This window comes from Caenispirillum bisanense, assembly GCF_900230255.1.
In the GTDB taxonomy this organism is placed as follows: Bacteria; Pseudomonadota; Alphaproteobacteria; order Rhodospirillales; family Rhodospirillaceae; genus Caenispirillum; species Caenispirillum bisanense_A.
The window spans coordinates 93,535-119,879 of the sequence record NZ_OCNJ01000005.1; the positions used below are offsets into that span (position 1 = coordinate 93,535).

General features: G+C 70.5%; 24 protein-coding genes. 10 read left to right on the plus strand and 14 right to left on the minus strand.

Going from position 1 to position 26,345, the window contains the following annotated elements; genetic code table 11:
- The first annotated feature begins 277 nt into the window (after positions 1–277).
- Positions 278–1,006 carry an acetoacetyl-CoA reductase gene (gene phbB, locus CRP50_RS12340; protein ID WP_097279474.1) on the plus strand — a complete coding sequence of 243 codons (729 nt, stop codon included), beginning with the start codon at positions 278–280 and terminating at the stop codon, positions 1,004–1,006.
- 83 nt (positions 1,007–1,089) lie between these two features.
- Here the strand turns inward: phbB and CRP50_RS12345 are convergent, their stop codons facing one another.
- Entirely contained in the window at positions 1,090–2,295 is a 1,206-nt protein-coding gene (locus tag CRP50_RS12345; RefSeq protein WP_176525145.1) for an MFS transporter, read from the minus strand.
- A gap of 95 nt (positions 2,296–2,390) precedes the next feature.
- Between CRP50_RS12345 and CRP50_RS12350 the strand changes: the two genes are divergently transcribed.
- A complete protein-coding gene (locus CRP50_RS12350; protein ID WP_097279476.1) occupies positions 2,391–3,278 on the plus strand; it encodes a LysR substrate-binding domain-containing protein in 888 nt (295 codons plus the stop codon).
- A 687-nt stretch (positions 3,279–3,965) separates the two neighbouring features.
- On the opposite strand, the gene purD is transcribed toward CRP50_RS12350, so the two are convergent.
- Entirely contained in the window at positions 3,966–5,243 is a 1,278-nt protein-coding gene (purD, locus tag CRP50_RS12355; RefSeq protein ID WP_097279477.1) for a phosphoribosylamine--glycine ligase, read from the minus strand.
- Between the two features lie 64 nt (positions 5,244–5,307).
- Between purD and xseA the strand changes: the two genes are divergently transcribed.
- Positions 5,308–6,957, plus strand: coding sequence for an exodeoxyribonuclease VII large subunit (gene xseA / locus CRP50_RS12360; RefSeq protein WP_097279478.1), 1,650 nt, complete (start codon positions 5,308–5,310; stop codon positions 6,955–6,957).
- On the plus strand, positions 6,957–7,787 hold the full coding sequence (locus CRP50_RS12365; protein WP_097279479.1) for a M23 family metallopeptidase: 831 nt from the start codon (positions 6,957–6,959) through the stop codon (positions 7,785–7,787). The genes xseA and CRP50_RS12365 overlap by 1 nt, the downstream gene beginning before the upstream one ends.
- A 5-nt stretch (positions 7,788–7,792) precedes the next feature.
- On the opposite strand, the gene CRP50_RS12370 is transcribed toward CRP50_RS12365, so the two are convergent.
- From CRP50_RS12370 to CRP50_RS12410, 9 genes are all read right to left on the minus strand, one after another.
- Positions 7,793–8,704, minus strand: coding sequence for an ArgK/MeaB family GTPase (locus tag CRP50_RS12370; RefSeq protein WP_097279480.1), 912 nt, complete (start codon positions 8,702–8,704; stop codon positions 7,793–7,795).
- A 217-nt stretch (positions 8,705–8,921) separates the two neighbouring features.
- Positions 8,922–11,600, minus strand: a complete 2,679-nt coding sequence (gene ppdK / locus CRP50_RS12375) for a pyruvate, phosphate dikinase (RefSeq protein ID WP_097279481.1) — start codon at positions 11,598–11,600, stop codon at positions 8,922–8,924.
- Positions 11,601–11,612: 12 nt separating this feature from the next.
- Entirely contained in the window at positions 11,613–13,958 is a 2,346-nt protein-coding gene (gene glyS / locus CRP50_RS12380) for a glycine--tRNA ligase subunit beta (protein WP_097279482.1), read from the minus strand.
- Between the two features lie 4 nt (positions 13,959–13,962).
- Entirely contained in the window at positions 13,963–14,850 is an 888-nt protein-coding gene (locus CRP50_RS12385; RefSeq protein ID WP_097279483.1) for a glycine--tRNA ligase subunit alpha, read from the minus strand.
- Positions 14,851–14,945: 95 nt separating this feature from the next.
- A complete protein-coding gene (locus CRP50_RS12390; RefSeq protein ID WP_097279484.1) occupies positions 14,946–15,443 on the minus strand; it encodes a DUF4411 family protein in 498 nt (165 codons plus the stop codon).
- The gene (locus CRP50_RS12395) at positions 15,440–16,615 is read right to left on the minus strand and encodes an XRE family transcriptional regulator (protein ID WP_097279485.1); all 1,176 of its coding nucleotides are present in this window, start codon (positions 16,613–16,615) and stop codon (positions 15,440–15,442) included. The genes CRP50_RS12390 and CRP50_RS12395 overlap by 4 nt, the downstream gene beginning before the upstream one ends.
- A gap of 71 nt (positions 16,616–16,686) precedes the next feature.
- Positions 16,687–16,959, minus strand: coding sequence for a hypothetical protein (locus CRP50_RS12400; protein WP_097279486.1), 273 nt, complete (start codon positions 16,957–16,959; stop codon positions 16,687–16,689).
- Positions 16,960–16,984: 25 nt separating this feature from the next.
- Positions 16,985–17,749 (minus strand): tRNA1(Val) (adenine(37)-N6)-methyltransferase, encoded by a 765-nt coding sequence (locus tag CRP50_RS12405; protein WP_097279487.1) that lies wholly within the window; start codon positions 17,747–17,749, stop codon positions 16,985–16,987.
- Positions 17,746–17,967 (minus strand): DUF2007 domain-containing protein, encoded by a 222-nt coding sequence (locus CRP50_RS12410; protein ID WP_097279488.1) that lies wholly within the window; start codon positions 17,965–17,967, stop codon positions 17,746–17,748. The genes CRP50_RS12405 and CRP50_RS12410 overlap by 4 nt, the downstream gene beginning before the upstream one ends.
- 139 nt (positions 17,968–18,106) lie before the next feature.
- Here CRP50_RS12410 and CRP50_RS12415 point away from each other — a divergent pair, with 139 nt between their 5' ends.
- On the plus strand, positions 18,107–19,108 hold the full coding sequence (locus CRP50_RS12415; protein ID WP_097279489.1) for a polyprenyl synthetase family protein: 1,002 nt from the start codon (positions 18,107–18,109) through the stop codon (positions 19,106–19,108).
- A gap of 169 nt (positions 19,109–19,277) precedes the next feature.
- Here the strand turns inward: CRP50_RS12415 and CRP50_RS12420 are convergent, their stop codons facing one another.
- Positions 19,278–19,853, minus strand: a complete 576-nt coding sequence (locus tag CRP50_RS12420; RefSeq protein ID WP_097279490.1) for a YqgE/AlgH family protein — start codon at positions 19,851–19,853, stop codon at positions 19,278–19,280.
- A gap of 197 nt (positions 19,854–20,050) precedes the next feature.
- On the opposite strand from CRP50_RS12420, the gene CRP50_RS12425 reads away from it, so the two are divergent.
- The 4 genes from CRP50_RS12425 to CRP50_RS12440 all read left to right on the plus strand — a co-directional run bounded on the left by CRP50_RS12425 (position 20,051) and on the right by CRP50_RS12440 (position 23,489).
- On the plus strand, positions 20,051–22,162 hold the full coding sequence (locus tag CRP50_RS12425; protein WP_097279491.1) for a protein-disulfide reductase DsbD family protein: 2,112 nt from the start codon (positions 20,051–20,053) through the stop codon (positions 22,160–22,162).
- A gap of 74 nt (positions 22,163–22,236) precedes the next feature.
- On the plus strand, positions 22,237–22,719 hold the full coding sequence (locus CRP50_RS12430; protein WP_097279492.1) for a peroxiredoxin: 483 nt from the start codon (positions 22,237–22,239) through the stop codon (positions 22,717–22,719).
- Between the two features lie 66 nt (positions 22,720–22,785).
- Complete coding sequence (locus CRP50_RS12435) at positions 22,786–23,004, plus strand: hypothetical protein (RefSeq protein WP_097279493.1); 219 nt, start codon at positions 22,786–22,788, stop codon at positions 23,002–23,004.
- A 77-nt stretch (positions 23,005–23,081) separates the two neighbouring features.
- Entirely contained in the window at positions 23,082–23,489 is a 408-nt protein-coding gene (locus CRP50_RS12440) for a hypothetical protein (protein ID WP_097279494.1), read from the plus strand.
- 10 nt (positions 23,490–23,499) lie between these two features.
- Here CRP50_RS12440 and CRP50_RS12445 read toward each other — a convergent pair whose 3' ends face one another.
- Both CRP50_RS12445 and fliI read right to left on the minus strand, forming a co-directional pair.
- Positions 23,500–23,940, minus strand: coding sequence for a flagellar FliJ family protein (locus CRP50_RS12445; protein ID WP_097279495.1), 441 nt, complete (start codon positions 23,938–23,940; stop codon positions 23,500–23,502).
- Between the two features lie 10 nt (positions 23,941–23,950).
- A complete protein-coding gene (gene fliI / locus CRP50_RS12450) occupies positions 23,951–25,315 on the minus strand; it encodes a flagellar protein export ATPase FliI (RefSeq protein ID WP_097279496.1) in 1,365 nt (454 codons plus the stop codon).
- Between the two features lie 213 nt (positions 25,316–25,528).
- Here fliI and ctrA point away from each other — a divergent pair, with 213 nt between their 5' ends.
- Complete coding sequence (gene ctrA / locus CRP50_RS12455; RefSeq protein WP_097279497.1) at positions 25,529–26,263, plus strand: response regulator transcription factor CtrA; 735 nt, start codon at positions 25,529–25,531, stop codon at positions 26,261–26,263.
- Positions 26,264–26,345: the final 82 nt, after the last annotated feature.

The following is a 26,345-nucleotide window of genomic DNA, read 5'->3' on the forward strand; positions in this document are numbered from 1 at the left end:
GCACCGGTTCCGGACCGGGACTAATTTTGTTACCCTGGGTGCGGGGCACGGCACGCGCATCGCGCGGCGTTTCCGGTGCGATGCTACCGCAGAGCCTTGTCCCTCCCCTCCCGACGGCGCCCGGCGGCACCGCCGCCATCGGCGTTCGTCACGGCTTACGCACTAAAATTTCATTTTTTGCCACCTAATTGGGGCTTTATTACCGCGCTCGATTCTTCTACAACAGTTCCCGCAGGGTTCGTGATTCACCGAAGCTATCAATCCGGAGGGATACTGAATGTCCAAGGGACGTGTTGCGCTGGTCACCGGCGGCACCCGCGGCATCGGCCGCGCCATCAGCGAGCATCTGCGCGACGCAGGCTACAAGGTGGCCGCCAACTACGGCGGTAACGACGAAGCCGCGAAGCGCTTCACCGAAGAGACGGGCATTCCCGCCTACAAGTTCGACGTCGCCAGCTTCGACGACGTGAAGGCCGGCATCGAGCAGATCACCAAGGACCTCGGCCCCGTCGAGGTGGTGGTCAACAACGCCGGCATCACCCGCGACGGCACGCTGCACAAGATGAGCTACGAGCAGTGGGAAGCGGTGATCCACACCAACCTCACCTCGTGCTACAACACCTGCAAGTGCGTCATCGACAGCATGCGCGAGCGCGGTTTCGGCCGCATCGTCAACATCGGCTCCATCAACGGCCAGGCCGGCCAGTACGGCCAGGTGAACTACGCCGCCGCCAAGTCGGGCATCCACGGCTTCACCAAGGCGCTGGCCCAGGAGGGTGCGGCCAAGGGCATCACCGTCAACGCCATCGCCCCGGGCTACGTGGACACCGACATGGTGCGCGCCGTGCCGCACCACGTGCTGGAAAAGATCATCGCCAAGATCCCCATGGGCCGCCTCGGCCGCGCCTCGGACATCGCGCGCGGCGTGCTGTTCCTGGTCGCCGACGACGCCGACTTCATGACCGGCTCGACGCTGTCCATCAACGGCGGCCAGCACATGTACTAAGCCTTCGCTCGGGTGGGATTTCCGCCCGGACGTGCAAACGCCCCCCGCACGCGCCCGTGCGGGGGGCGTTTTCCTTTGCGATCCTATTCCGCCGGCGCCTCGGCGACGGTCGGCTCGGGGCGCACGGCCGGCACCGGTCTCCATGCCACCGCGGCGATGAGCCCGGCCGTCGCCATGGCGGCGATGCCGACGGCCACCACGCCCGGCCAGCCGAAGGCGTGCCACACCGGCGCGGGGCCGACGGGGCCGGTGGTGCCGCCCATGTAGTAGAACAGCACGTAGAGACCGACCGCCGACGACCGTCCGCCGCTCGGCACCACCTGCCCGACGCGGCCCATGGCGACGGCCTGGGTCACGAAGACGCCGACGCCGCCCGCCGCCAGCCCCGCCACCACCACCGGCAGCGACGGCGCCAGCGTCGCCAGCAGGCCGAGGGAGCTGACGCCCGCTGCCAGGGCCACCGTGCCGCGGGTGCCGAAGCGGCGCAGCAGGCGGCCGGTCATGGGCGTCACCACCACGCCCGCCAGATAGACGGCGAAGATGAACCCGAGCTGGGCGGTCGACAGGTTGTACGGCGGCTGCGACAGGTGGAAGTTCACCCAGGTGAACACCGCCTGCAGGAAGAACAGCATGAGGAACCCGACCACGCAGACCGCCAGCAGGCGTCCGTTGGTCAGGTGGCCGCGCCAGGCGTCGAGCACCGCGCCGATGCCGCTGCGCCGCCCCGTCGGGCGCGGTGCGTCCTTGGGCAGCCAGCGTACCAGGATCACGGCGCAAAGGGTGGTGATGAGCGCCAGCGCCACGAAGGCGAAGCGCCAGCCTGCCACCGGCTCGATCATCGCCGAGACGAAGCGACCCGAGAACCCGCCCAGCACCGACCCGGCCATGTAGAGCGCGGTGACGTCGGCGCGCTCGTCCACCGGCCACTGCTCGCTGATGTGGGCGACGGTGACGGCGAAGATGGCCGGCAGGCACAGGCCCTGCAGCAGGCGCCAGACGATCAGTTCGTGCAGCGAGGCCGCCTGCGCCGCCAGCAGCGTCGGCACCAGCAGCAGCAGCACCGCCGCCACCACCATGCGCTTGCGCCCCACCGCGTCGGCCAGGGTGCCGGCGAAGGGAGCCACCAGCGCCACCGAGATGGTGGCCGCGGACACCGTCAGCGCCACCGCCGCCTCCGACGCGCCGAACACCCGCGACAACTCCGGCAGCAGCGACTGCGTGGCGTAGAGGTTCAGAAACGACACGGCACCGGCGGCGAACACGGCGATGCGGGGGCGGATGGGTGTCATGGCGGCGTCATACTCCTCGCTCTCTATGTGGCGCGGCGCCGTCATATGATCCAATATATTCTTCTGCAGGCTGTGATAGGTAGGAGCTATGACCGATGGAGCTGCGGCATCTGCGCTACTTCGTGGCGGTGGCCGAGGATCTGCACTTCGGTCGGGCGGCGGCGCGCCTGCACCTGTCGCAGCCCTCCCTCAGCCAGCAGATCCAGGCGCTGGAGGAGCGCATCGGCGCCGCGCTGTTCGTGCGCAACCGCCGCAAGGTGGAGCTGACCGCCGCCGGCCGCCTGATGCTGCCCGAGGCGCGCGCCACCCTGGCGCAGGCGGAGAAGGCGCTGGTGGTGGCCCGAAGGGCGGGCCGCGGCGAGGTCGGGCGGCTGGAGATCGGCTTCACCGGCTCTGCCCCCTTCAACCCGTTGCTGCCGCAGAGCGTGCGCCGCTTCCGCGAGCGCTGGCCCGACGTGCAGCTGTCGCTCAACGAGATGTCGACCACGGCGCAGTTCGAGGCGCTGGCCGCCGGGCGGCTGGACGTCGGCTTCCTGCGCCCCGGCCAGCCCATGGAGATGGTCGGCATCGCCCAGCGCCTGCTGCTGCGCGAGCCCCTGCTGGCGGTGATGACCGCCGCCCACCCGTTGGCGGCGGGCGCGTCGGTGCGGGTGGCGGACCTGGCGACGGAACCTTTCATCCTGCACCCGCGCGCCATCGGCACCGGCCTGTTCGACAAGGTGATGACGCTGTGCGCCGCCGCCGGCTTCGCCCCGCGCATCGCGGTGGAGGCGCACCAGATGTCGACGGTGGTGACGCTGGCGGCCGTCGGCATGGGCGTCTCCATCGTGCCGGAGGCCTTGCGGCGGCTGAACACGGACGGCGTGGCGTTCCGCCCCATCGACGACGATGGCGCCTTCATGGACCTCATCGCGGCCCGCCGCGCCGACGACGACACGGCGGTCGTCCGCAACTTCTTCGCCGTGCTGCCGGAGGCGGTGTAGGGGGACGAGGGCGGCGCCCCTCAGTGTCAACCATGCACCGGCGCGGTCGGCGGTGACGCGGAAGCGGGCCGCCGCCCCTTCCCTTAGTGTCATGCGCGGACTTGATCCGCGCATCCACGGCTCCCCGGACGGCGGCCGTGGAGACGGCATCCACGGCGGCCGCCGTGCACGCCGTGGATGGCCGGCTCGGAGGCCGGCCATGACGAGGGGGCAAAAGAAACTGCACACGCTCCAGCCACGGATGTGACCCGGCGGCGACGGGGGCCAGGCCGCCACCCTTCCCCCCAATGTCATGCGCGGACTTGATCCGCGCATCCACGGCTCCCCCGACGGATGCCGTGGAGGACGGCGCTACGACGGCCGCCGCCGTGCACGCCGTGGATGGCCGGCTCGGAGGCCGGCCATGACGAGGGAGTGTGGGTGCCTGCGCCCGCTCCAGCCACGGATGTGACCCGGCGGCGACGGGGGCCAGGCCGCCACCCTTCCCCCCAATGTCATGCGCGGACTTGATCCGCGCATCCACGGCTCCCCCGACGGCGGCCGTGACGACGGTATCCCACGGCCGCCGCCGTGCACGCCGTGGATGGCCGGCTCGGAGGCCGGCCATGACAAGGGGGAAGGGACCGCGACGGGTGTCTGGCGACGCCGACGGCCGACCCCAGCCCGCCGCCCCGCAGCCGCCGGCCCTTACCGCCCGACGGCGCGCCAGCCGATGTCGCGGCGGCAGAAGCCTTCCGGCCAGTCGAGGGCGTCGACCGCCTGATAGGCACGGGCCTGCGCCTCGCGGACGTCGGTGCCGAGCGCCGTCACGCCCAGCACGCGGCCGCCGGTCGCCACCACCGTGCCGTCCTGCAGCGCCGTGCCGGCGTGGAACACCGTCACCCCCGGCACCGCGCCGGCGGCGTCGAGGCCGCGGATCTCGGTGCCCTTGCGGTAGGGGCCGGGGTAGCCCTCGGCGGCCATGATGACCACCAGCGCCGCCTCGTCCTTCCAGGAGAGCGACACCTCCGACAGGCGGCCGTCGGCGGCGGCCTTCAGCACCGGCAGCAGGTCGCAGTCCAGGCGCATCATCAGCACCTGGCATTCCGGGTCGCCGAAGCGGACGTTGTATTCCAGCACCTTGACCGTGCCGTCCTTGGCGATCATCAGGCCGGCGAACAGGATGCCGGTGTAGGGCCGGCCGTCCTTCGCCATGCCCTCCACCGTCGGCACGATGCACTCGCGCATCACGCGGTCCTGCAGCTCGGGCGTCACCACCGGAGCCGGCGAGTAGGCGCCCATGCCGCCGGTGTTGGGGCCGGTGTCGCCGTCGCCCACCGCCTTGTGGTCCTGGGCGGCGGCCAGCGGCAGCACGTCGGTGCCGGAGACCAGGGCAAAGAAGCTCGCCTCCTCGCCGTCGAGGAATTCCTCGATCACCACCTCGTCGCCGGCGGCGCCGAACACCTTGTCGCCCATCATCTGGTCGAGCGCCGCTTCCGCCTCGGACACCGTCTGGCACAGGATGACGCCCTTGCCAGCCGCCAGCCCGTCGGTCTTCACCACGATGGGGGCGCCCTTCTCGCGCACGAAGCGCTTGGCCTCGTCCAGGTCGGTGAAGCGGCCGTACCACGCCGTCGGCACGCCGTGGCGGGCCAGCACGTCCTTCATGAAGCCCTTGGAGCCTTCCAGCTCGGCGGCCTCGGCGCTCGGTCCGAAGGTGCTGATGCCGGCCTCGCGCAGGCGGTCGGCGAGGCCGGCGACCAACGGCGCTTCCGGCCCGACCACCACCAGGTCGACGGCATTGGCCTTGGCCCAGGCGACCACCGCCGGCACATCCTCGGCCTTGAGGCCCTGCAGGCATTCCGCGACGGCACCGATGCCGGCGTTGCCCGGCGCGCACCACAGCTTCGTCAGCAGCGGCGACTGCGCGATCTTCCAGCACAGCGCGTGTTCGCGCCCGCCCGAGCCCACCACCAGGACCTTCATCGCCGTCGACCTCCTCGCCCGATAGATCGTTCACTGGGCCGGCGTTTTAGCATAAGTTCGGGCCATGACGACCCCCTATTCCCCGCCGCCGCGCGCCGGCGCCCGCAACGTGCCGGAGATGAGCGTCTCCGAGCTGTCCAACGCGCTCAAGCGCACGGTGGAGGACAGCTTCCCGCTGGTGCGCGTGCGCGGCGAGATCAGCCAGCCGAAGGTCGCCGGCTCGGGCCACTGCTACCTGCGCCTGAAGGACGACCAGGCGGTCATCGACGGCATCATCTGGCGCGGCAGCATGATGAAGCTGTCGCTGCGCCCCGAGGAAGGGCTGGAGGTCATCGCCACCGGGCGGCTGACCACCTACCCCGGGCGCTCGTCCTACCAGATCGTCATCGAGTCGCTGGAACTGGCCGGCGAAGGCGCCCTGCTGAAGATGCTGGAGGACCGCCGCCGCCGCCTGCAGGCGGAAGGCCTGTTCGACCCGGCGCGCAAGAAGCCCATCCCCTTCCTGCCGCGCATCGTCGGCGTCGTCACCTCGCCCACCGGCGCCGTCATCCGCGACATCCTGCACCGCATCTCCGACCGCTTCCCGCGCCATGTGCTGCTGTGGCCGGTGGCCGTGCAGGGCGAGGCGGCGGCCGAGCAGGTGGCCAACGCCATCTACGGCTTCAACGCCATGCCGGCGGACGGCTCCGGACCGATCCCGCGGCCCGACGTGCTCATCGTCGCGCGCGGCGGCGGCAGCCTGGAAGACCTCATGGCCTTCAACGAGGAGATCGTGGTGCGGGCCGCCGCCGCCAGCACCATCCCCCTCATCTCGGCCGTGGGCCACGAGACCGACACCACCCTCATCGACCACGCCGCCGACCTGCGCGCGCCCACCCCGACGGGGGCGGCGGAAAAGGCGGTGCCGGTGCGCATGGACCTGCTCGCCCAGGTGCGCGACTGCGCCGGCCGCCTCGACGGCGCCGCCGGCCGCCTGCTGGAGGAGCGCCGCCTGCGCCTCGACGGCGCCGTGCGCGGCCTGCCCGACCTGCCGCGGGTGGTGGAGGATTTCGCCCAGCGCCTCGACGACCGGGCGGAGCGCCTGACCGCCGCCCTGCCCCGCTGCCTCGACGGGCTCGACGGCCGGGTGCGCGAGGCCGGCGGCCGCCTGCGCAAGCCGAGCGAGCTGATCGCCATGCGCGCCCAGCAGCTGGACGCCTGCGGCCGCTCCATCGACCGCGGCATGGAGCAGCGCCTGCTCGACCGCCGCCAGGCCCTCACCCACGCCGGCGCCCGCCTGCGCCCGGAACCCTTGCGCACCGACATGGACCGGGCGGGCAAGGACGTGGCGCGCCTCGGCAAGCTGCTGCGCGACGACATGGACCGCCTGCTGGCGCAGGTGGGCGACCGCCTGGGGCGCGAAGACCGCATGCTGGAAAGCTGCTCGCACAAGAGCGTGCTCAACCGCGGCTTCGCCCTGGTGCGCGACGCCGCCGGCAAGGTGGTCTCCGACCCCGCCGGCACCGCCGCCGGCACGGCGTGGACCGTCGAGTTCCGCGACGAGCAGCGGGTCGCCGTCACCGTCGGCGAAGGGGCCGCACCGCCACCGCCTGCCCCGCCCGCGCCGCCGGATTCGCCGGGGGAAGCGGAGGACGCCCCGCTCAAGTCCCGCAAGAGCCAGCGCGGCGTCGCCGCCGCCCCCACCTTCCACGGCCGTCAGGGGAGCCTGTTCTGATGCGCCTGCGCACTCTGGTCCTGGCATTCGCCGCCCTCGCCGCCTCCGCCCTGCCCGCCTGCGCCGCCGAGTTGACCGGGGCGGTGCAGCAGGGCGCCCTGGTGCTCGGCCGCACCCAGCCGGGGGCGACGGTCACCCTCGACGGGCGGCCGGTGCGGGTGGACGAGCAAGGGCGCTTCGTCATCGGCTTCAACCGCGACGCCGCGGGCGAGGCGACGCTGGTGGAGATCGGCCCCGGCGGCGATCAGGCGGAAACGCGCCTGACCATCGCGCCGCGCCAGTGGGACATCCAGCGCATCGACGGCCTGCCCGACAAGCAGGTGACGCCCGACCCCAAGCTGCTGGAACGCATCCGCGCCGAGAACGCCCGCGTCGCCGCCGTGCGCGAGACCGACCGGCCGGACCCCGACGTCTTCGCCGGCTTCGCCCTGCCGGTGCCGGCCGAGACCCGCGTGTCCGGCGTGTTCGGCAGCCAGCGCATCCTCAACGGCCAGCCGCGCAGCCCCCATTCCGGCACCGACTGGGCGGCGCCCGAGGGCACGGCAGTCGGCGCCGTCGGCCCGGGCGTGGTGTCGCTGGCCGAGGACGACCTGTTCTACACGGGCAAGACGGTGATGATCGACCACGGCCACGGCGTGCAGTCGGTCTATGCCCACCTGAGCCGCATCGACGTCGGCACCGGGGCGCGCGTCGCCACCGGCCAGACCATCGGCGCCGTCGGCGCCACCGGCCGCGCGACCGGCCCGCACCTGCACTTCGGCATCAGCTGGTTCGGCGAGCGGCTGGACCCGCAGACGGCCCTGCCGGTGCTCATCCGCCCCGGCGAGTAGCGCTTTTAAGCCAGGCGCTCGACCAAAGCCGCAAGCGCGTCGAAGGGTGTCTCGTTCGCCGGCAGGGTCAGCGGCGCGACCTTCTTCAGTCCTTCCCGCCCGAAGCGTTCGCGGACGAATTCCTCCAGCCATTCGGCCCCCTGGGCGGCGCGGGCGGCGGCCAGGGCGTGGCGGTCGCGCAGGTGGGCGAGGTGGCGGTCCATGGCGGCGACCACCGCGTCGACGCCCTGCTTCTGCATGCTGGAGACCATGAGGACGGGCACGTCCCAGCCCTCCATGTCGGCTTCCGCCAGCGACAGGGCGCCGTGGACGTCGGCGCGGGCACGTTCGGCGGCGGCGCCCATGTCGGCCTTGGTGACCAGCACGAGATGCGGGATCTCGGCGATGCCGGCCTTCATGAACTGCAGGCTGTCGCCCGATCCGGGTTGGACGCAGAACACCACCGTATCGGCGACGCGCACCACGTCGGTCTCCGACTGGCCGACGCCCACCGTCTCGATCAGCACCACGTCGTAGAGCGCCCGCATGACCACCATGGCGGCGACCGTGAGGCCCGCCAGCCCGCCCAGCCGGTCGCGGGCGGCCATGGAGCGGACGTAGACGCCCTGGTCTTCCGGGTCGGTCTGCAGGCGGGTGCGGTCGCCGAGCAGCGCGCCCTTGGACTTGCGCGACGACGGGTCGACGGCGATGACGCCGACGGTGCGCCCGCGCGCCCGCCAGCCGCCGATGAGGGCATTCATGAGGGTGGACTTGCCGACGCCCGGCGGCCCGGTGATGCCGATGACGTGCGCCCGCGGCCGCCGATAGGCCTCCGACAGCAGGGCCACCGTCTCCGGCGCATCGGGCCGCGCCTCGATCTGGGCGAGCGCGCGGGCGAGCGCGGCCTTGCCACCGTCTTCGAGCGTCTTCAGGTCCATCGTGTGCTGTTCCCGCCGTTCTGCCGGTTTTGGGGAACCACAAAGACACCAAGACACCAAGGCGGCGGAGCCTGCCTCGGCACCGGCTCTCTGCGCTGGCGCATCGCCAAGTCATCGCCGAAGGCATTCACGGTCTGCCGCGCAGAGCGGGACGGAGTTCGACGCCTACAGCCGAACCCCGCCCTCTTGGTGTCTTTGTGCCTTGGTGGTTAAGACCTCACGCCGTCGTATCGCGATGCTTGCCCAGCACCGCCTGCGCCGCCGCCAGGCGGGCGACCGGCACGCGGTAGGGCGAGCACGACACGTAATCCAGCTTCAGCGCCTCGCAGAAGGCGATGGACGACGGGTCGCCGCCGTGTTCGCCGCAGATGCCGAGCTTGATGTCGGGCCGCGTCTTGCGACCACGCGCCGCGGCGATCTCCACCAGTTCGCCGACGCCGTCCTGGTCCAGGCTGGCGAACGGGTCCTTCTCGTAGATGCCCTTCTCGCGGTAGTAGTGCAGGAACGGGCCGGCGTCGTCGCGCGACATGCCGAGCGTGGTCTGCGTCAGGTCGTTGGTGCCGAAGCTGAAGAAGTGGGCGGTTTCGGCGATGTCGCCGGCGCGCAGGGCGGCGCGCGGCAGCTCGATCATGGTGCCGACCACGTAGTCGAGGCGCTTGCCCTTGGCCGCGAAGACCTCTTCCGCCGCCTTGTCGACGACGGCCTTCATGAGGTCCAGCTCCTTCTTGGTGCCGACCAGCGGGATCATCACCTCGGGCACCACCGTCTCGCCGCTCTTCTGCGCGACCTCGACGGCCGCCTCGAAGATGGCGCGGGCCTGCATCTCGTAGATCTCGGGGAACGACACGCCGAGGCGGCAGCCGCGCCAACCGAGCATGGGGTTGCTTTCGTGCAGGCGGACGATGGCGGCGCGGATGGTGCCCTCGTCCACGTCCGCCGCCTTGGCGACGTCGGCGATTTCCTCGTCCGACGACGGCAGGAACTCGTGCAGCGGCGGATCGAGCAGGCGCACGGTCACCGGCAGGCCCTGCATGATGGAGAACAGGTCGACGAAGTCCTGCCGCTGGTAGGGCAGCAGGGTGTCGAGCGCCTTGCGGCGGCCGGCCTCGTCGTCGGCCAGGATCATCTGGCGCATGTGGATGATGCGCGCCGGATCGAAGAACATGTGCTCGGTGCGGCACAGACCGATGCCCTCGGCGCCGAACTTGCGGGCCGTCTGGGCGTCGAGCGGGGTTTCGGCGTTGGCGCGCACGCGCAGGCGGCGGATGCCGTCCACCCAGCCCATGAGAATGCCGAAGTCGCCGGTCAGTTCCGGCTGGATGGTGGGCACCGCACCCGCCATGACTTCGCCGGTCGAGCCGTCGAGGGTGACGGTGTCGCCTTCCTTGATGGTGCGGCCGCGGGCGACGAAGGTCTTCGCCTTGTAGTCGACGCGGATTTCGCCGGCGCCCGCCACGCAGGGGCGGCCCATGCCGCGCGCCACCACGGCGGCGTGGCTGGTCATGCCGCCGCGGGTGGTGAGGATGCCTTCCGAGCAGTGCATGCCGCCGATGTCTTCCGGCGAGGTCTCGATGCGGACCAGGATCACCTTCTCGCCGCGCTTCACCCACTCCTCGGCATCGTCGGCCGAGAACACGACACGGCCCGCGGCGGCGCCCGGCGAGGCCGGCAGGCCCTTGGCCAGCACGTCCTTCTCGGCATCGGGGTCGAGCATGGGGTGCAGCAGCTGGTCGAGCTGCGCCGGGTCGATGCGGTCGACGGCCTCGGCCTCGGAGATCAGGCCCTCGCGCGCCATGTCGACGGCGATCTTCAGCGAGGCCTTGGAAGTGCGCTTGCCGGTGCGGGTCTGGAGCATCCACAGCTTGCCGCGCTGGATGGTGAACTCCATGTCCTGCATGTCCTTGTAGTGCGCTTCCAGGCGGTCGCGCACGTCACACAGGTCCTTGAACAGGGCCGGCATCACCTCTTCCATGGCCGGCAGGTCGGAGCCGTGGATCTGCTTGCCGTGGATGGTCAGGTGCTGCGGCGTGCGGATGCCGGCCACCACGTCCTCGCCCTGGGCATTCACCAGGTACTCGCCGTAGAACACGTTCTCGCCGGTGGAGGGGTCGCGGGTGAAGCAGACGCCGGTGGCGCAGTCGTCACCCATGTTGCCGAACACCATGGCCTGAACGTTCACCGCCGTGCCCCATTCGGCCGGGATGTCGTGCAGGCGGCGGTAGGTGATGGCGCGCTGGTTCATCCAGCTGCCGAACACCGCGCCGATGGCGCCCCACAGCTGTTCCTGCGGGTCTTCCGGGAAGGGCCGGCCCAGTTCCTCGTGCACCTTCGCCTTGAAGCGCCCGACCAGTTCCTTCCAGTCGTCGGCGTTGAGGTGCGTATCGAGGTCGACGCCGCGGTCGTCCTTGAGGTCCTGCAGCAGTTCCTCGAAGTGGTGGTGTTCCACGCCCAACACCACGTCGCCGTACATCTGGATGAAGCGGCGGTAGCTGTCGTAGGCGAAGCGCGGGTCGCCCGACTGCTCGATCAGGCCCTGCACCGTCTCGTCGTTGAGGCCGAGGTTCAGCACCGTGTCCATCATGCCCGGCATGGACGCCCGCGCGCCGGAGCGCACCGAGACCAGCAGCGGGTTCTTCCGGTCGCCGAAGCCGGCGCCCATGATCTTCTCCAGCTGCGCCACGCCGGCGGCCACCTGGTCCTTCAGGTCGGCGGGATAGGTCTCGCCGTTGGCGTAGTAGTAGGTGCACACCTCGGTGGTGATGGTGAAGCCGGCCGGCACCGGCACGCCGAGCGACGACATTTCCGCCAGGTTGGCGCCCTTGCCGCCGAGCAGGTTCTTCATGTCGGCCCGGCCCTCGGCCTTGCCGTCCCCGAAGGTGTACACCCACTGAGTCATGGTCGGTTCTTCCTACCCTTCGATCTTGCTGAAGTCGGCAACCTCGCCCATCACCGCGACGATGCGGCCGAGCAGGTGCAGACGGTTCCTGCGCAACGCCGCATCCTCGGCGTTGACGGTGACGTCGTCGAAGAACGCATCGACGGGCGCGCGCAAGCCCGCCAGCGCCGCCATGGCCCCGGCGAAATCCTCCGCCGAAAGCGCACTGCGGGCCGCCGGCTCCGCCGCGTCGAGCGCCGCCGCCAGCGCCTGTTCCTGCGGCAGGACCAGGGCACCGGCGTCGACCGCGCCGCGGTAGGCAACGCCGTCCTTCTTCTCTTCGATGCGCAGAATGTTGGCGGCACGCCGGAAGGCGACCAGCAGGTTGGCGCCGTCCTCCGAACCGACGAAGGCCGACAGGGCATCCACACGCGCCAGCAGGCGGACCAGATCGTCCTCGCCGCCGAGCGCGAAGACGGCCGTCACCAGATCGTGGCGCACGCCGGCCTCGCGCAGGTGGACCTTCAGGCGGTCGGCGAAGAAATCGAGGAGGTCGTCAGAAAACGCAACAAGCTGACGAGCAAAAAAATTCTTTCCGACGCTGGCTCTATCGTTTGCGTCTGAAGCCAGAAGCTCGAAGTTCACGAAGTATGGCTCAAGCGCACGCTCCGCGAGGTTGCTCATTCTCTCGTACTCATCACTAAACATGTCTGTACTCTCAGCTTTGAGCCACAAGGTCTCTGCCTCAGTTCCCTTGAGGAAGAATTTCGTGACAGCAGCTTCCAGAAGCATTCCCCCGTAGGACGCCCCACCTGAAGCTGAGAGTCCTGTATCCTTTTCGCAGCGCGTCATCTCATCATACACACTGCGGACATGGTGAATCAGGGCCGATCTAAAAATTGTACGTAAAGAAATTCTGACGTTATTCTCGCAGATGAGGCGAATAACTCCCAGAGCGGCCCGCCTCAGCGCGAACGGGTCCTTGGAGCCGGTCGGCTTCTGTTCAATCGCCCAGAACCCAGCCAGCGTGTCGATCTTGTCGGCCAGCGCCACCGCCACCGACACCGGCGCCGTCGGGCAGCGGTCGTTGGGGCCGAGGGGGGAGTAGTGCTCCGCCACCGCGTCGGCCACCGCCTGCGGCTCGCCGTCGCCGAGCGCGTAGTAGCGGCCCATGATGCCCTGCAGCTCGGGGAACTCGCCCACCATGCCGGTGGACAGGTCGGCCTTGGCCAGTTCGGCGGCGCGGTCCACCTGGGCGGCGTCGGCCCCCATGTGGGCGGCGATCTCGCCGGCGAGGCGGCGGATGCGGCTCACCTTGTCCCAGTCGGTGCCGAGCTGGGCGTGGAACACGCGGTCCTTCAGGCGGTCGACGCGGCTTTCGAGCTTCGCCTTGCGGTCCTGGTCCCAGAAGAACTTGGCGTCGGACAGGCGGGCGCGCAGCACGCGCTCGTTGCCCGCCACGATGGCCTGGCCGCCGTCCTCGGCGATCATGTTGGCCACCACCACGAAGCGCGGCGCCAGGCTGCCGTCGGGGTTCAGCACCGAGAAGTACTTCTGGTGGCTGCGCATGGAGGTCGTCAGCACCTCCGCCGGCACGTCCATGAAGGTATCGTCGATGCGGCCCATGAGCACGACCGGCCATTCCACGAGGCCGGTGACCTCGCGCAGCAGGCCCTCGTCGTCCTTGAGCGTCAGGCCCTCGGCCTCGCACAGGCGCTGCGCTTCCGTCAGGATGACGCGCGCCCGCTCCGCCGGGTCGAGCATGACGTAGGCGGCGCGCAGCTTCTCGCGGTAGCCGTCGAAGTCGCCGACGGTGAAGGGCTCGGGCGCCAGGAAGCGGTGGCCCACCGTCTCCGCCCCGGCCTGCACGCCGGCGTACTGCACGTCGACCTCACGGCCGTTGAGCAGCGCCACGATGCGGTGCAGCGGCCGCACCCAGCGGGTGGGGTTGGTGCCCCAGCGCATGGACTTGGGCCACGGCAGGTCGGTGAGCGCCTGTTCCACCACGTCCTTCAGCACCTCGACCGTCTCGCGGCCGGGCTTCTCGATGACGGCGAACCACACCTTGCCCTTGGGGGTGTCGCGCTGTTCGCACTGCTCCAGGGTCAGGCCGGTGGAGCGCAGGAAGCCGTCGACGGCGGCGGCGGGGGCGTCCACCTTGGGGCCCTTGCGCTCTTCCTTCACGTCCGGCTGGCTGAGCGGCAGGCCCTCCATCACCACCACCAGGCGGCGGGGCGTGACGAAGGCGCGCGGGTTCTCGGGCGTCAGGCCCTGCTTCTCGAGGCCGGCGAGCAGCAGGCTCTTCAGGTCCTCGGCGGCCTTGGCCTGCATGCGGGCGGGGATTTCTTCCGAGAAGACTTCGAGCAGGAATTCGGTCATGTCCTCAGCCCTCCGCCACGGCGTGGCCGCGGGACTTGAGCCAGCCCTCGCAGCAGGCCTTGGCGAGCGCGCGCACCCGGCCGATGTAGGCGGCACGCTCGGTGACCGAGATCACGCCGCGGGCGTCCAGCAGGTTGAAACGGTGCGAGGCCTTGATGCACTGGTCGTAGGCCGGCAGGGCGAGGCCGGCGGCGAGCAGGCTCTTGCACTCCGTCTCGGCGTCGGTGAAGTGCTTGAACAGCATGTCGGTATCGGCGTGCTCGAAGTTGTGGGCGGAATATTCCACTTCCGCCTGATGGAAGACGTCGCCGTATTTCACGCCGCGCCCGTTGAAGTCCAGGTCGTAGACGTTCTCCACGCCCTGGATGTACATGGCGAGGCGTTCCAGGCCGTAGGTGAGTTCCACTGCCACCGGGTCGCATTCGATGCCGCCGACCTGCTGGAAATAGGTGAACTGCGTCACCTCCATGCCGTCGCACCACACTTCCCACCCGAGTCCCCAGGCGCCGAGCGTCGGGCTTTCCCAGTCGTCCTCGACGAAGCGGATGTCGTGCTTGTCGGGGTCGATGCCGAGCGCGCGCAGGGACTCCAGATAGAGCGCCTGCGCGTCGGCCGGTGACGGCTTCATGATGACCTGGAACTGGTAGTAGTGCTGCAGCCGGTTGGGGTTCTCGCCATAGCGGCCGTCGGTCGGCCGGCGCGAGGGCTGCACGTAGGCGGCGTTCCACCCCTCGGGGCCGAGCGCCCGCAGGGTGGTGGCCGGATGGAACGTACCGGCGCCGACCTCCATGTCGTAGGGCTGGAGGATGACGCACCCCTTGTCCGCCCAGAACTGCTGGAGCGTCAGGATGAGCTGTTGAAAACTGCGGCTGGACGCGCCGGAAACGGCCATGGACTCGGTCTCTTCGAAGCCTGGGTCTGAAAGGAGGCTAGAAGCTACCGGGCGCGGGGGTGGGAATCAAGCGGGGGGTGGGGACAAACGCCCGGTCAGGCCGCGAGGACGAAGCTGCGCTCCAGCCGGCGGAGCACGTCGAACGTGTTCACGAACGGCCGCCCGAACTCGGCACAGAGGTTGGGTAGCGGCACCCGCCTGCGCGCCTCGGCGCTGAAGGTTTCGTGCGTGACCACCGTCGCATCCATGGCCATGGCCTTCGCCACCAGCCACGGATCGGCGCCGGAGAGGAAGTGCGCCTTGCCCTGACTGCTCCAGGGCCCCGCCTGGACCGCCGCCGCCACCTCCCGGAAACACCGCTGCGTGTCGTGGTCACGCACATCGGCGACCCATGCAGCGTCGCGGCGGGCGCGCATCCAGTCGGCCAGCTCGTCCCGACCTGCGATCAGCTCGTCCCTGACAGGGGCGATCGTGGCGACCATGCCGGAGGCCCCGGCCGCGTCGAGCCATGTCCAGAACCCCGGACAGATGTCGAAGGCGTAGTAGCGGTTCTTCGCTTCGATGAAGACGTTGGCGTCGAGCAGGTAGGTCACAGGCGCCCCTCACCCATGCGGGCATGGGCCACCCGCAGCGTCTTCGGCGTCATGTTGAGCAGAGATGCCGCATCCCGCAGCAGAAGGTGCCCGGACATGGCCTGCGCCACGACGGCGCGCATGAACCGGCCGCCGTTGCGGGAGCGCGCCGTGACGTAATAGTCGCCGCCACCGCCCTCTGCGGACTCGCGGAGCCGGCGCCACCGCTGTAGCTCGGCATCACGGAACCGCTCGAAGGTGTCGCGGTCGACCAAGCCCATGTCGCGCGCCCGGATGCCGATCACCATGGCACTGACCCGGAAGTGCCGTGCAAGGATCTCGGCATTGCGGTCGAGAGACAGGTCAGCGACCCACAGAGCCTGCACGTCCTGCCGCGGCGCCAGAAGATCGGCGGCGACACGGTTGCAGCACGCCTCCACCCGAGCCGCTCCGGCACGCCCGGACGGGACGGCCAGCGGGTCGGAAATGCCGCTCTGGCCGATCCACAGGTGCGCAAGCTCGTGCGCCAACGTGAAGATCTGGCCGGCGTAGGCATCTCGGCCGTTCAGGAAGATCGTCGGCAGTACTGGATCGGCGATGGCGAAGCCGCGGAAGACGCCGACGTCGAGCGGCCGGTGGGTATTGCCGCCGACGACGCCGTTGCGCAGCACCCAGATACCCGCCCCTTCGGCCAGACCGATCAGGCGCCGCAGAAACTCCTCGGCGCCCCGGCTGGCGGCCCTGACCTCGGGTGTGAGGCCGAGAACCCGCGCCATGTCTTCCGCCACCACCGCCGCCTCGGTGCGGGTGGAATAGCGCCCGACGAAGGGCAGTGGGTCCGCCCCTTCCTGCCGCCGGTACTCGCGATACCAGTCGAACTTGTAGAAGACGTCGCCCAGGGCATCCTTGAAGGCGGCATCGAGGGCCGGAGACCGATGGGCGCCGCCCGCCCGCAGGTCCGGAAGCGGTAGGTCGTCGTCGGGTGGGGAGGGAAGAAAGAAGGCGCCGAAGGGCACATGGGTCGTCCGCGCCAACTGCTCGGCCTGCCCGAAAGTGGGTCGTTCCGCCGCGGTCTCCCACGCGATGACACGGCCTTCTTCCACGCCGAGGCGCTCGGCCAAGGCAGCAGTGCTCAGGCCTGCCCGCTCGCGCGCCCAGGTGAGCACCTCAGGCGTGACCAGCGCCTCTGCCATGATCGCCCATCAACCTCCACGTGCGCCCGTTCCACGAGACATAATATGAAGTAGTCGCGCAGCGCAGACAACTACCCCCGCCCGCACCCGCACTTCTCCCCCGCCGGCTTCCACGTCCCGCACGCGGGGCACTGCTCCAGGTCTTCGACCTTGCCGCCCTGGCCGCCGTCGGCCGTCTCGCCCCGCTCCGTCATGCGGGCGCGAACGGCGGCGCGGGCGGCTTCGGCGGCGCGTTCGTGGGGGCGCTGGCGGGGGACACCGCCGGCCTGGTGGCGCTGGAACGCCTTGAACAGCCACCACACGATCACCACGGCGGCAACGGTGAACAGAACTTTCGTCAGCATCGTTTCGGCACATCCATGTAAAGCGTCACGACCGGGCACCGCCCGGCGCATCGGGGAACAACGGGGCGGCGTCGCGCAGGATCGCCTCGGCCTCCGCCGTGTACTTGGCGGGGCCGGTGCCGTGCAGCACGAGCCCCGGGTAGAGCACCGCCGGGCTCTTCACCCCCTTGCGGGCGCGCACGATCACCCGGCGGGCGGCCTCGCCGGCGCGCGGCCACAGGGGAATGATGCCCACCGCCCCGCACTGGCGGTGCAGGGCGGCGAGCACGTCGTCCAGGCGGTCGGCGCGGTGGATCAACGTCAGCCAGCCGCGCGGGCGCAGCACCGACAGGCAGCCCTTGATCCAGTCGGCGAGGTCCGTCGCGCCCTCGGCGTGGGCGGTGGCGCGGCCCTCGTTCTCGGGCAGGGTGCCGCCGGCGGAGAAGGGCGGGTTTGTGATGACGTGGTCGAGCGAATCGAGGGTGAAGGGCGGCCGCTTGGCGTCGCCCACCGCCACCGCCGCCGGCAGCTCGTTCAGGGCCATGTTGCGGCGGGCGAGGTCGGCAGCGGCGGGGCGCCACTCCAGCCCGCGCCAGTCGCCGCGGCGCTCCAGCCGGGCGGCCAGCGCCAGCAGCGCCGCGCCCGGCCCGATGCCGACGTCGAGCACGCTCTGCCCCGGCCGCATGGGGCAGGCGGCGGCCAGCAGCACGGGGTCGACGGCGGCGCGATAGCCCTCCCGCTCCTGCAGCAGGCGCACGCGGCCGCCGAGCAGACGGTCTTCCGTCACGCCGTCGGCGAGGCCTGGGCTCACGATCCGCTCTCCGCCGCCGCTTGCAGCGTGCGCAGGAGCCAGGCGGCGCGGTCGGCATCGTCGTCGGCGACCATCACGCGGCGCGGCAGAACGCCCAGCGATCCTTCGGCGATGCTGGTATAGGCGTCGAACACGACGGCCGCGATCCCGTCTTCCGCCAGGGCCGCCTGAAGGGCCGACAGCAGAACGGGGTCGTTGGTCCGCAGGATTTCCTTCATGCCGTCTCCGCATCCCGGCCGGAAAACGGCCGCAATCGCTTGACCGCCCCTGAAAGCCGCTTCTATTCTCCCGGCGCGCATAGGGTCGGGCGCAGCCGAGGCGCCATACCGGCGCGGACCCTATTGTATAGGAACGACCGTGGAAGAGAACCAGAAGCCGAAGGCCGCCGCGCTGGATGCCCTGGTGGCGCTGGTCGACAGCGACATGCAGGGCGTCAACCGCACCATCGTGGAGCGCATGCAGAGCCCGGTGGCGCTGATCCCCCAGCTCGCCGGCCACATCGTCGCCGCCGGCGGCAAGCGCCTGCGCCCCCTGCTGACCCTGTCGGCCGCCAAGCTGTGCGGCTACCGGGGCGACCGGCACGTCAAGCTCGCCACCTGCGTGGAATTCATCCACACCGCCACCCTGCTGCACGACGACGTGGTGGACGAGAGCGAGCTGCGCCGCGGCCGCCAGTCGGCCAACGCCGTGTGGGGCAACCAGGCGAGCGTGCTGGTGGGCGACTTCCTGTTCTCCCGCGCCTTCGAGCTGATGGTGGAGGACGGCAACCTCAAGGTGCTGGCGATCCTGTCGCGCGCCTCCTCGGTCATCGCCGAGGGCGAGGTGGCGCAGCTCATCACCACCAACGACACCGATACCGACGAAGCGGCCTACCTCGAGGTCATCAAGGGCAAGACGGCGGAACTCTTCGCCGCCGCCTGCGAGGTCGGCGCCGTGGTCGCCGGCCGCCCCGAGGCCGAGGAACGCGCCATGCGCGACTACGGCATGGCGCTCGGCATCGCCTTCCAGCTGGTGGACGACTACCTGGACTATTCCGCCAAGCAGGAAGCGCTGGGCAAGACCGTCGGCGACGACTTCCGCGAGGGCAAGCTGACCCTGCCGGTGATCCTCGCCTTCCAGCGCGGCTCCGACGAGGAAAAGACCTTCTGGCGCCGCTGCCTGGAAGACCTGGAGCAGACACCCGACGACCTGCCCCACGCCATGGCCCTCATGCAGAAGCACGGCAGCCTCACCGAGACGCTGGAGCGCGCCCGCTTCTACGGCGAGCAGGCGCGGCGGGCGCTGGACGCCTTCCCCGACGCCCCGGTGAAAACGGCCCTGCGCGACATCGTCGATTTCTGTATCGAGCGGGCGTATTGAGAAAAAAGGGGGCGATCGGTTGATCGCCCCCTTTTTTTGTTTGTCCCTCAGGCGCCGGGAAGAGTCTTTTTGTCCCTCAAGCGCCGGGCGCGGGCCTCGCGGCCCGCTTGGCTCTCGCGCCAGGAGGCGCGCGGCGCAGTCGCGCCGTAGATGGGGTTTGTGGTTGCCCTCAGGCGTGACCCGGCGTGTCGACCAAGCGGCTCATGTCGATGCCCATGCGGGCCATGGCGAGCGTCCATTTCTGGCCGACGTCGCCGCCGAACAGCAGATCCTCGTCCGGCTGGCAGATGAGCCAGGCGTTTTCCTTCAGCTCCGTGTCCAGCTGGCCGGAACCCCAACCGGCATAGCCCAGCACCATCAGGCTGTGGCGCGGGCCCTGGCCGCTCGCGATGTCCTTCAGCACCTCGGCCGTCGCCGTCAGCGAGATGTTGCTGTCGACCGGCAGCGTGCCCTCGTCGCGGTAGTCCGCCGTGTGCAGCACGAAGCCGCGCGCTGCCTCCACCGGGCCGCCGAAGTGGACGCGGATCTGGTCGGTGTCGACGCTCGGCGTGATGCCCATCTGCTCCAGGATGTCGTCGAAGGACAGCTGGTCGATGGTGCGGTTGACCACGAGGCCCATGGCGCCTTCCGCGGTATGCGCGCAGACATACACCACGGTGCGGTGAAAGTTGGAGTCCGCCAGAGCCGGCATCGCCACCAGGCATTTGCCGACCAGGTACCCCGAGGTTGAAAGCGTCGTCGTCATACCGAACACTTATGCCGAAGCCGCGCCCGCGGCAAGGGGCGCGCCGCTTTGGTCCAGTGTATCACGTCGGCGTGAGACGGCTCACGTCCTTCCGAATCGGCTTGCCCTGCCAGGGGGAGGAAGCCATATCCTGCGTCGGCTCAGTCCCTGGAAGACCGCATGCCGCGCGTCCGTCGCCGCGGCCGGAGTTGCCCGCGATGCTCGCCCTGCCCCGTTCCGTCCTGCCCCTGCTCGCCGCCCTGCTGGCCCTGGCGACCGCCGCCCTGCCGGCCCGCGCGCAATGGGCGGAGCCCGGCTCCTCGGGCTGGGCCGAGACCGCCGAGGCCGACGTGCGGCTGGTGGCCGCCGAGGGCGCCACGGCCGGGCACGAGACGGTGACGCTCGGCCTGCAGTTCCGCCTCAAGGACGACTGGAAGGTCTACTGGCGCGACGCCGGCGACGCCGGCTATCCGCCGGAGATCGACTGGACGGGCTCGGAGAATGTGGCCGAGACGGCCATCCAGTTCCCCGCGCCGCACCGCTTCAGCGTGCTCGGCATCGAGACGGCCGGCTACAAGGCCGACGTCGTCTACCCCGTCACCGTGCGCCTGCAGGAGCCCGGCAAGCCGCTGCAGGTGCAGGCGGCGGTGGATTACCTCATCTGCTCGGAGATCTGCGTCCCCGGCCGCGTCGACCTGAGCCTCGGCCTGCCCGGCAGCGGCGCCGGTCCGACGCAGTTCGCCCACCTGATCGAAAGCTGGGAAGCCCGCATCCCCGGCGACGGCGCCCGTCACGGCCTCGCCCTGGCCGAGGCGGTGGTGGAAACCGGCGGCGAGACGCCCATGCTGCGCGTGGTGGTGCGCGCCGACCCGCCGCTCGCCGCCGCCCCCGACCTGTTCGTGGAAGGCCCGGCGGAGCTGAACATCGGCGCGCCGGAGGTCACCCTGCGCGACGGCGGCGGCACCGCCATCCTCCGCGCGCCGGTACGCGAAGGCGGCCTGACCGGCGCCGAGCCCGTCACCCTGACCGTCGTCGAAGGCGACCGCGGCATGCAGGTCGCGGCCACGCCGCAGCCGGTGGCGGCGCCCGCCGGCGGCGCGGCGGTGCTGGCCGGCATGCTGGGCCTCGCCCTGCTCGGCGGGCTGATCCTCAACGTCATGCCCTGCGTGCTGCCGGTGCTCAGCCTCAAGGTCATGGGCGTCGCCCACCTGGGCGGGGCGGAGCGGCGCACGGTGCGGCTCGCCTTCCTCGCCAGCGCGGCGGGCATCGTCGCCACCTTCCTCGTCCTGGCGGGCGGCGCCGTGGCGCTGAAGACCGCCGGCGCGGCCGTCGGCTGGGGCATCCAGTTCCAGCAGCCGCTGTTCCTGGTCGCCATGATCGTGCTGCTGAGCCTGTTCGCCGCCAACCTGTGGGGCCTGTTCCATATCCGCCTGCCGGGTGCCGTCGGCGACGCGGCGGCGCGCGGCGGCGACGGGCAGGGTCACGGCTTGGCTGGCCACTTCGGGTCGGGCGTGTTCGCGACGCTGCTCGCCACGCCCTGCTCCGCCCCCTTCCTCGGCACCGCCATCGGCTTCGCCCTGGCGCGTGGCCCGCTGGAGATCGTCGCCATCTTCGCCGCCCTCGGCCTCGGCATGAGCCTGCCCTACCTGGCCGTCGCCGCCGCCCCCGGTCTCGCCCGCGCCCTGCCCCGCCCCGGCCGCTGGATGCTGACGGTCAAGGCCGTGCTCGGCGTCGCCCTGGCGGCCACCGCCGTGTGGCTGCTGTGGGTGCTGTCGGCCCAGGTGGGCACCCGCGCCGCGCTCGCGGTCGCCGGGCTGATGGTCGCCGCCGTCGCCGTGCTGGGCGCCAGGACCCTGCTGCCGGCCCTGCGCGGTGGGCTCGCCGGGGCCACCGTCGCCGTGCTGGCGGCGGTCGCCTTCACCGTGCCGTGGTGGGGTGCGGCGGCGACGCCCGCCGCGCCGGTGGTGCCGACCGCCTGGAGCGCCTTCGACCAGCCGGCCATCCCGCGGCTGGTGAGCGAGGGCAAGGTGGTCTTCGTCGACGTCACCGCCGACTGGTGCGTCACCTGCAAGGTCAACAAGGCCGCCGTCATCGAGCGCGGCGCCGTCGCCGAGGCCCTGAAGGCGCCCGGCGTGGTCGCCATGCAGGCCGACTGGACCAACCCCGACGCCGCCATCTCCCGCTACCTGGAGAGCTTCGGCCGCTACGGCATCCCCTTCAACGCCGTCTACGGCCCCGGCGCGCCGCAGGGCATCCCCCTGCCCGAGCTGCTGACCGAGGGCGCGGTGATGGACGCCATGGCCCGCGCCGGCGCCCCGGCCGCGGGGTAACCTCGACAGAGCCCTTGCGGCCTCCCATGTGAGTGCGGCGTTTGTTTGCGGCATTGCACACAGGAGGATCATCCATGACCATTTCCGTCGGCGACCGGATTCCCGCCATGGCGCTCAAGGCGGCCAGCAACGACGGCCCCAAGGACGTCGACACCGGCGACATCTTCGGCGGCCGCACCGTGGTGCTGTTCAGCGTTCCGGGCGCCTTCACGCCCACCTGCTCGGCCAAGCACCTGCCGGGCTTCATCGAGAAGTACGACCAGCTGAAGGCCAAGGGCGTCGACGAGGTGGTCTGCCTCGCCGTCAACGACGCCTTCGTGATGACCGCCTGGGGCCGCATGAACGAGTGCCTCGACAAGGTCACCATGCTGGCCGATGGCAATGCCCAGTTCACCAAGGCCCTGGGGCTGGAGCTGGACGCCAGCAAGAACCACATGGGCACGCGCGGCCAGCGCTTCGCGCTCATCGCCCGCGACGGCGTGGTGGAGCACCTGTTCGTCGAAGAGGCGGGGCAGTTCAACGTCTCCAGCGCCGACAACGTGCTGGCCCACCTGTAATCCGATCCGCCGGTCGCTTCCGCCCGTCGGGAAGGCAGACGCCATCCCGACGGGAGGGAGAGACCCATGCGCCTGCGCATCATCGTGGCGGCCATCGCCGCCCTGCCCCTGCTCGCCGCCTGCCAGCCCTACGACGCGCCGGTGCGGCCCGGGTACGACTTCGAACCTCAACTCGGCGTGCCGCAGCCGAGCGGCTCCCCCGACGACCCCGACCGCGCCTCCAACGCACCCGCCCAGGACTGGAGCGGCATCGAAGGCCCGCGCCGCGTGATTCCGTCGCGCTGACGAAGGGACCACGCCCGGCGTGTCATCCGCCGCGCCGGCTGCTATAACCCGGTGCGTCACGAGAAGCGGAGCGTGCGATGACCCTGCGGGTGAGCAAGACCATGGCCGTGCTGGCGGTGCTGCTGGCGCTGGCCGGATGCCGGCTGTACGACCCGCAAGGCCGGCCGCCGCCGGGCGAGAACTTCAACGCCGGATCGGGCTTCGGCGTGCCGTCGCAGCCGCGCCAGACGGTGGACCTGAGCGGTACCCGCGGCGTCTTCACCGGCAGCCAGACCGCCATGGACTCCCTCGCCGGCCTGAACGACACCCAGCGCGGCGGTCTGCTCGCCGGCTGCGACCTGCTGTTCGGCCGCCAGCCGGACAAGCGCCGCGCCTGCAAGGGCGGCGACTACGCCTTCACCGAAGCGCTGCAGGCCGGCTGCGGCGAACGCTACCGCGACGACGCCGACCGCCGGCGCGACTGTCTGGCGCCGCTGGCGGACTGACCGGCCGCCCTCAGAACCCGCCGTCCTTGCGCTGCTGCTCGCGGCGGCGGTGCAGGGTGAGGCCGATCTCGTCCATGCGCTCCTGCTCCTTGCGGTCGCGCTCGCGCTTTTCCGCCAGGTCGCGGCTCGCCTGGGTGATCTCGAAGGTCTTGAGGTCGAGAAAGGCCTCCGCCAGGTCCTGGCGCGCCTTGTCGATGCGGCGGCGGATGTCCACCAGCGCGCGGGCCAGGGCGTCGCGGCGGGCGACGTAGCGCGGCAGGTAGCGGCCGAAGGCCATGGCGAAGGTGACGTCCTGGCGGGCCAGCGCCTGCTCGCGCGCCAGTTCCTCCTGCAGCTCGCGCTGCATGCGCAGGATCTGTTCCTCCTGCGACTGCAGCTGCCCGAGCGCCCGGCGCTTTTCGTCCACCGTCCACTTGTGCAGGCGGATGACGCTGTGCAGGCCTTTCGCCATGACCGGTCAGCTACCCCTGTGACCCGGGCGCGCCCATCATGTCCTGCGGCGCGGTGTTGAGGATCTCCAGCAGCATGCGGTAGCCGTCGGCCAGCGGCGTCTGCTCGCGCTTGCCCTGGGTGAGGAACTGCTCGATCAATGGGTAGTAGAAGATCGCCTCGTCCACTTCCGGGTTGGTGCCCTTGCGATAGGCGCCGAGGCGGATGAGCTCCGCCATGTCCTCGTAGGTAGACAGGAGCCGGCGGGCGACGCGGACGATCTGGTTCTCCTCGTCGCTGTTGCACCCCGGCATGGTACGCGACACCGAGCGCAGGATGTTGATGGCCGGATAGCGGCCGCGCTCGGCGATGCTGCGCTCCAGCACGATGTGGCCGTCCAGGATGCCGCGCACGGCGTCGGAAATGGGCTCGTTGTGGTCGTCGCCTTCCACCAGCACCGTGAACAGGCCGGTGATGGAGCCCTGGCCGGGGCCGCCGGGGCCGGCGCGCTCCAGCAGCTTGGGGAGTTCGGCGAAGACCGTCGGCGTGTAGCCCTTGGAGGCCGGCGGCTCGCCCGCCGACAGGCTGATCTCGCGCTGCGCCATGGCGAAGCGCGTCACCGAGTCCATGAGGCAGAGCACGTTCTTGCCCTGGTCGCGGAAGTATTCGGCGACGGCCAGCGTCATGTAGGCGGCCTGGCGGCGCATGAGCGGCGCTTCGTCCGACGTCGCCACCACGACGACGGAGCGCGCCATGCCCTCCGGCCCCAGGTCGTCCTCGATGAACTCGCGCGCCTCGCGGCCGCGCTCGCCGATCAGGCCGCAGACGATGATGTCGGCGCCCGAATAGCGCGCCAGCATGGACAGCACCGAGCTCTTGCCGACGCCCGAGCCGGCGAAGATGCCCATGCGCTGGCCGAGGCAGCAGGTGAGGAAGGTGTTGATGGCGCGGATGCCGACGTCCAGCTTGCCGCCGACGCGCTGGCGCCCGTGCGCCGAGGGCGGGGTGTTGCGGATGGGATAGGCCGCATCGCCGCTCGGCAGCGCGCCGAGGCCGTCCACCGGCTCGCCCATGGCGTTGATGACGCGGCCGCGCCACGCCTCGGTCGGGTAGATCGACGGCTCGCCGTCCTGGATCTCCGCCCGCGCCCCCAGTGCCACGCCGCTCAGGTTGCTGAACGGCAGCAGCAGCGCCCGCCCTTCGCGGAAGCCCACCACCTCGCACGGCACGTCGCGGCCGTCGCGGGCGTGAATGATGATGCGGTCGCCGACAGACACGCTGGTCTGAATGCCGCCGACTTCGACGAGCAGGCCTTGAACTGCCACCACTCTCCCAAAGATACGGGTGTCGGGTAGCCTTTCGATCTCGTTCAGGATATTGCGGAGGTGGACGGTCACCTGTTATCACTCCCGCGCGTCGGTAAATAAAGGCGGTGCCCGCGCAACCGAGGGGTTATCCGGCGGCGTTTTCATGCAAGACGTTCGTCCTGGATGGCGGGCCCGGTAGTATGGGGCGGCGCGCTTAACAGGCGGTAAAGACCCAGTTGCACACGGGGACCGGGGGCTTTATCGTGAAGATTAGACTTCCCCCATCGAGGTAGGCGAAGACGCATGCGCGTACTGCTGGTCGAAGACGATCCTCATACGGCGAAGTCGGTGGAGCTGATGCTGCGCCGGGAAAGCTGGGTCGTGGATTCTACCGACCTCGGCGAAGACGGGCTCGAGATCGGCAAGCTCTACGACTACGACATCATCATTCTCGACTTGATGCTGCCGGACATGGACGGGCTGGAGGTGATCCGCCGTCTGCGCCAGGCGCAGGTCGAGACGCCGGTCCTCATCCTCTCCGGGCTGACCGAACCCGAGAAGAAGATCAAGGGCCTGGGCTCGGGCGCCGACGACTACCTGACCAAACCCTTCGACACCGGCGAACTGGTGGCCCGCTGCCAGGCCATCGTGCGGCGCGCCAAGGGCCACGCCCAGTCGGTGGTCAAGGTCGGGCGGCTGGAGGTCAACCTCGACGCCCGCACCGTCGCCGTCGACGCCGAGCCGCTGCACCTGACGGGCAAGGAATACGGGATCCTGGAACTGCTCGCCCTGCGCAAGGGCTCGACGCTGACCAAGGAACAGTTCCTCAACCACCTCTACGGCGGCATCGACGAGCCGGAACTGAAGATCATCGACGTCTTCATCTGCAAGCTGCGCAAGAAGCTGACGCAGGCGACGGGCGGCGAAAACTACATCGAGACGGTCTGGGGCCGCGGCTACGTGCTGCGCGAGCCGGCGGCGGGGGTGGCCGCGCCCGGCAAGGCTACGCCCGCAGGAGAGACCGGCGCCCGCCTCTGACGACGGCGGGGTTCAGGAGCCAGGGCCGATCACGGGAACGTGATCGGCCCTTTTTCTATCGGAGCGTGATCCGGTCACCGTG

What these genes read in the sequence shown, in the direction of transcription:
- phbB (WP_097279474.1), top strand. Translation starts at nt 278, where the DNA reads ATGTCCAAGGGACGTGTTGCGCTGGTCACCGGCGGCACCCGCGGCATC.
- CRP50_RS12345 (WP_176525145.1), bottom strand. Translation starts at nt 2,295, where the DNA reads ATGACACCCATCCGCCCCCGCATCGCCGTGTTCGCCGCCGGTGCCGTG.
- CRP50_RS12350 (WP_097279476.1), top strand. Translation starts at nt 2,391, where the DNA reads ATGGAGCTGCGGCATCTGCGCTACTTCGTGGCGGTGGCCGAGGATCTG.
- purD (WP_097279477.1), bottom strand. Translation starts at nt 5,243, where the DNA reads ATGAAGGTCCTGGTGGTGGGCTCGGGCGGGCGCGAACACGCGCTGTGC.
- xseA (WP_097279478.1), top strand. Translation starts at nt 5,308, where the DNA reads ATGACGACCCCCTATTCCCCGCCGCCGCGCGCCGGCGCCCGCAACGTG.
- CRP50_RS12365 (WP_097279479.1), top strand. Translation starts at nt 6,957, where the DNA reads ATGCGCCTGCGCACTCTGGTCCTGGCATTCGCCGCCCTCGCCGCCTCC.
- CRP50_RS12370 (WP_097279480.1), bottom strand. Translation starts at nt 8,704, where the DNA reads ATGGACCTGAAGACGCTCGAAGACGGTGGCAAGGCCGCGCTCGCCCGC.
- ppdK (WP_097279481.1), bottom strand. Translation starts at nt 11,600, where the DNA reads ATGACTCAGTGGGTGTACACCTTCGGGGACGGCAAGGCCGAGGGCCGG.
- glyS (WP_097279482.1), bottom strand. Translation starts at nt 13,958, where the DNA reads ATGACCGAATTCCTGCTCGAAGTCTTCTCGGAAGAAATCCCCGCCCGC.
- CRP50_RS12385 (WP_097279483.1), bottom strand. Translation starts at nt 14,850, where the DNA reads ATGGCCGTTTCCGGCGCGTCCAGCCGCAGTTTTCAACAGCTCATCCTG.
- CRP50_RS12395 (WP_097279485.1), bottom strand. Translation starts at nt 16,615, where the DNA reads ATGGCAGAGGCGCTGGTCACGCCTGAGGTGCTCACCTGGGCGCGCGAG.
- CRP50_RS12400 (WP_097279486.1), bottom strand. Translation starts at nt 16,959, where the DNA reads ATGCTGACGAAAGTTCTGTTCACCGTTGCCGCCGTGGTGATCGTGTGG.
- CRP50_RS12410 (WP_097279488.1), bottom strand. Translation starts at nt 17,967, where the DNA reads ATGAAGGAAATCCTGCGGACCAACGACCCCGTTCTGCTGTCGGCCCTT.
- CRP50_RS12420 (WP_097279490.1), bottom strand. Translation starts at nt 19,853, where the DNA reads ATGACGACGACGCTTTCAACCTCGGGGTACCTGGTCGGCAAATGCCTG.
- CRP50_RS12425 (WP_097279491.1), top strand. Translation starts at nt 20,051, where the DNA reads ATGCTCGCCCTGCCCCGTTCCGTCCTGCCCCTGCTCGCCGCCCTGCTG.
- CRP50_RS12430 (WP_097279492.1), top strand. Translation starts at nt 22,237, where the DNA reads ATGACCATTTCCGTCGGCGACCGGATTCCCGCCATGGCGCTCAAGGCG.
- CRP50_RS12435 (WP_097279493.1), top strand. Translation starts at nt 22,786, where the DNA reads ATGCGCCTGCGCATCATCGTGGCGGCCATCGCCGCCCTGCCCCTGCTC.
- CRP50_RS12440 (WP_097279494.1), top strand. Translation starts at nt 23,082, where the DNA reads ATGACCCTGCGGGTGAGCAAGACCATGGCCGTGCTGGCGGTGCTGCTG.
- CRP50_RS12445 (WP_097279495.1), bottom strand. Translation starts at nt 23,940, where the DNA reads ATGGCGAAAGGCCTGCACAGCGTCATCCGCCTGCACAAGTGGACGGTG.
- ctrA (WP_097279497.1), top strand. Translation starts at nt 25,529, where the DNA reads ATGCGCGTACTGCTGGTCGAAGACGATCCTCATACGGCGAAGTCGGTG.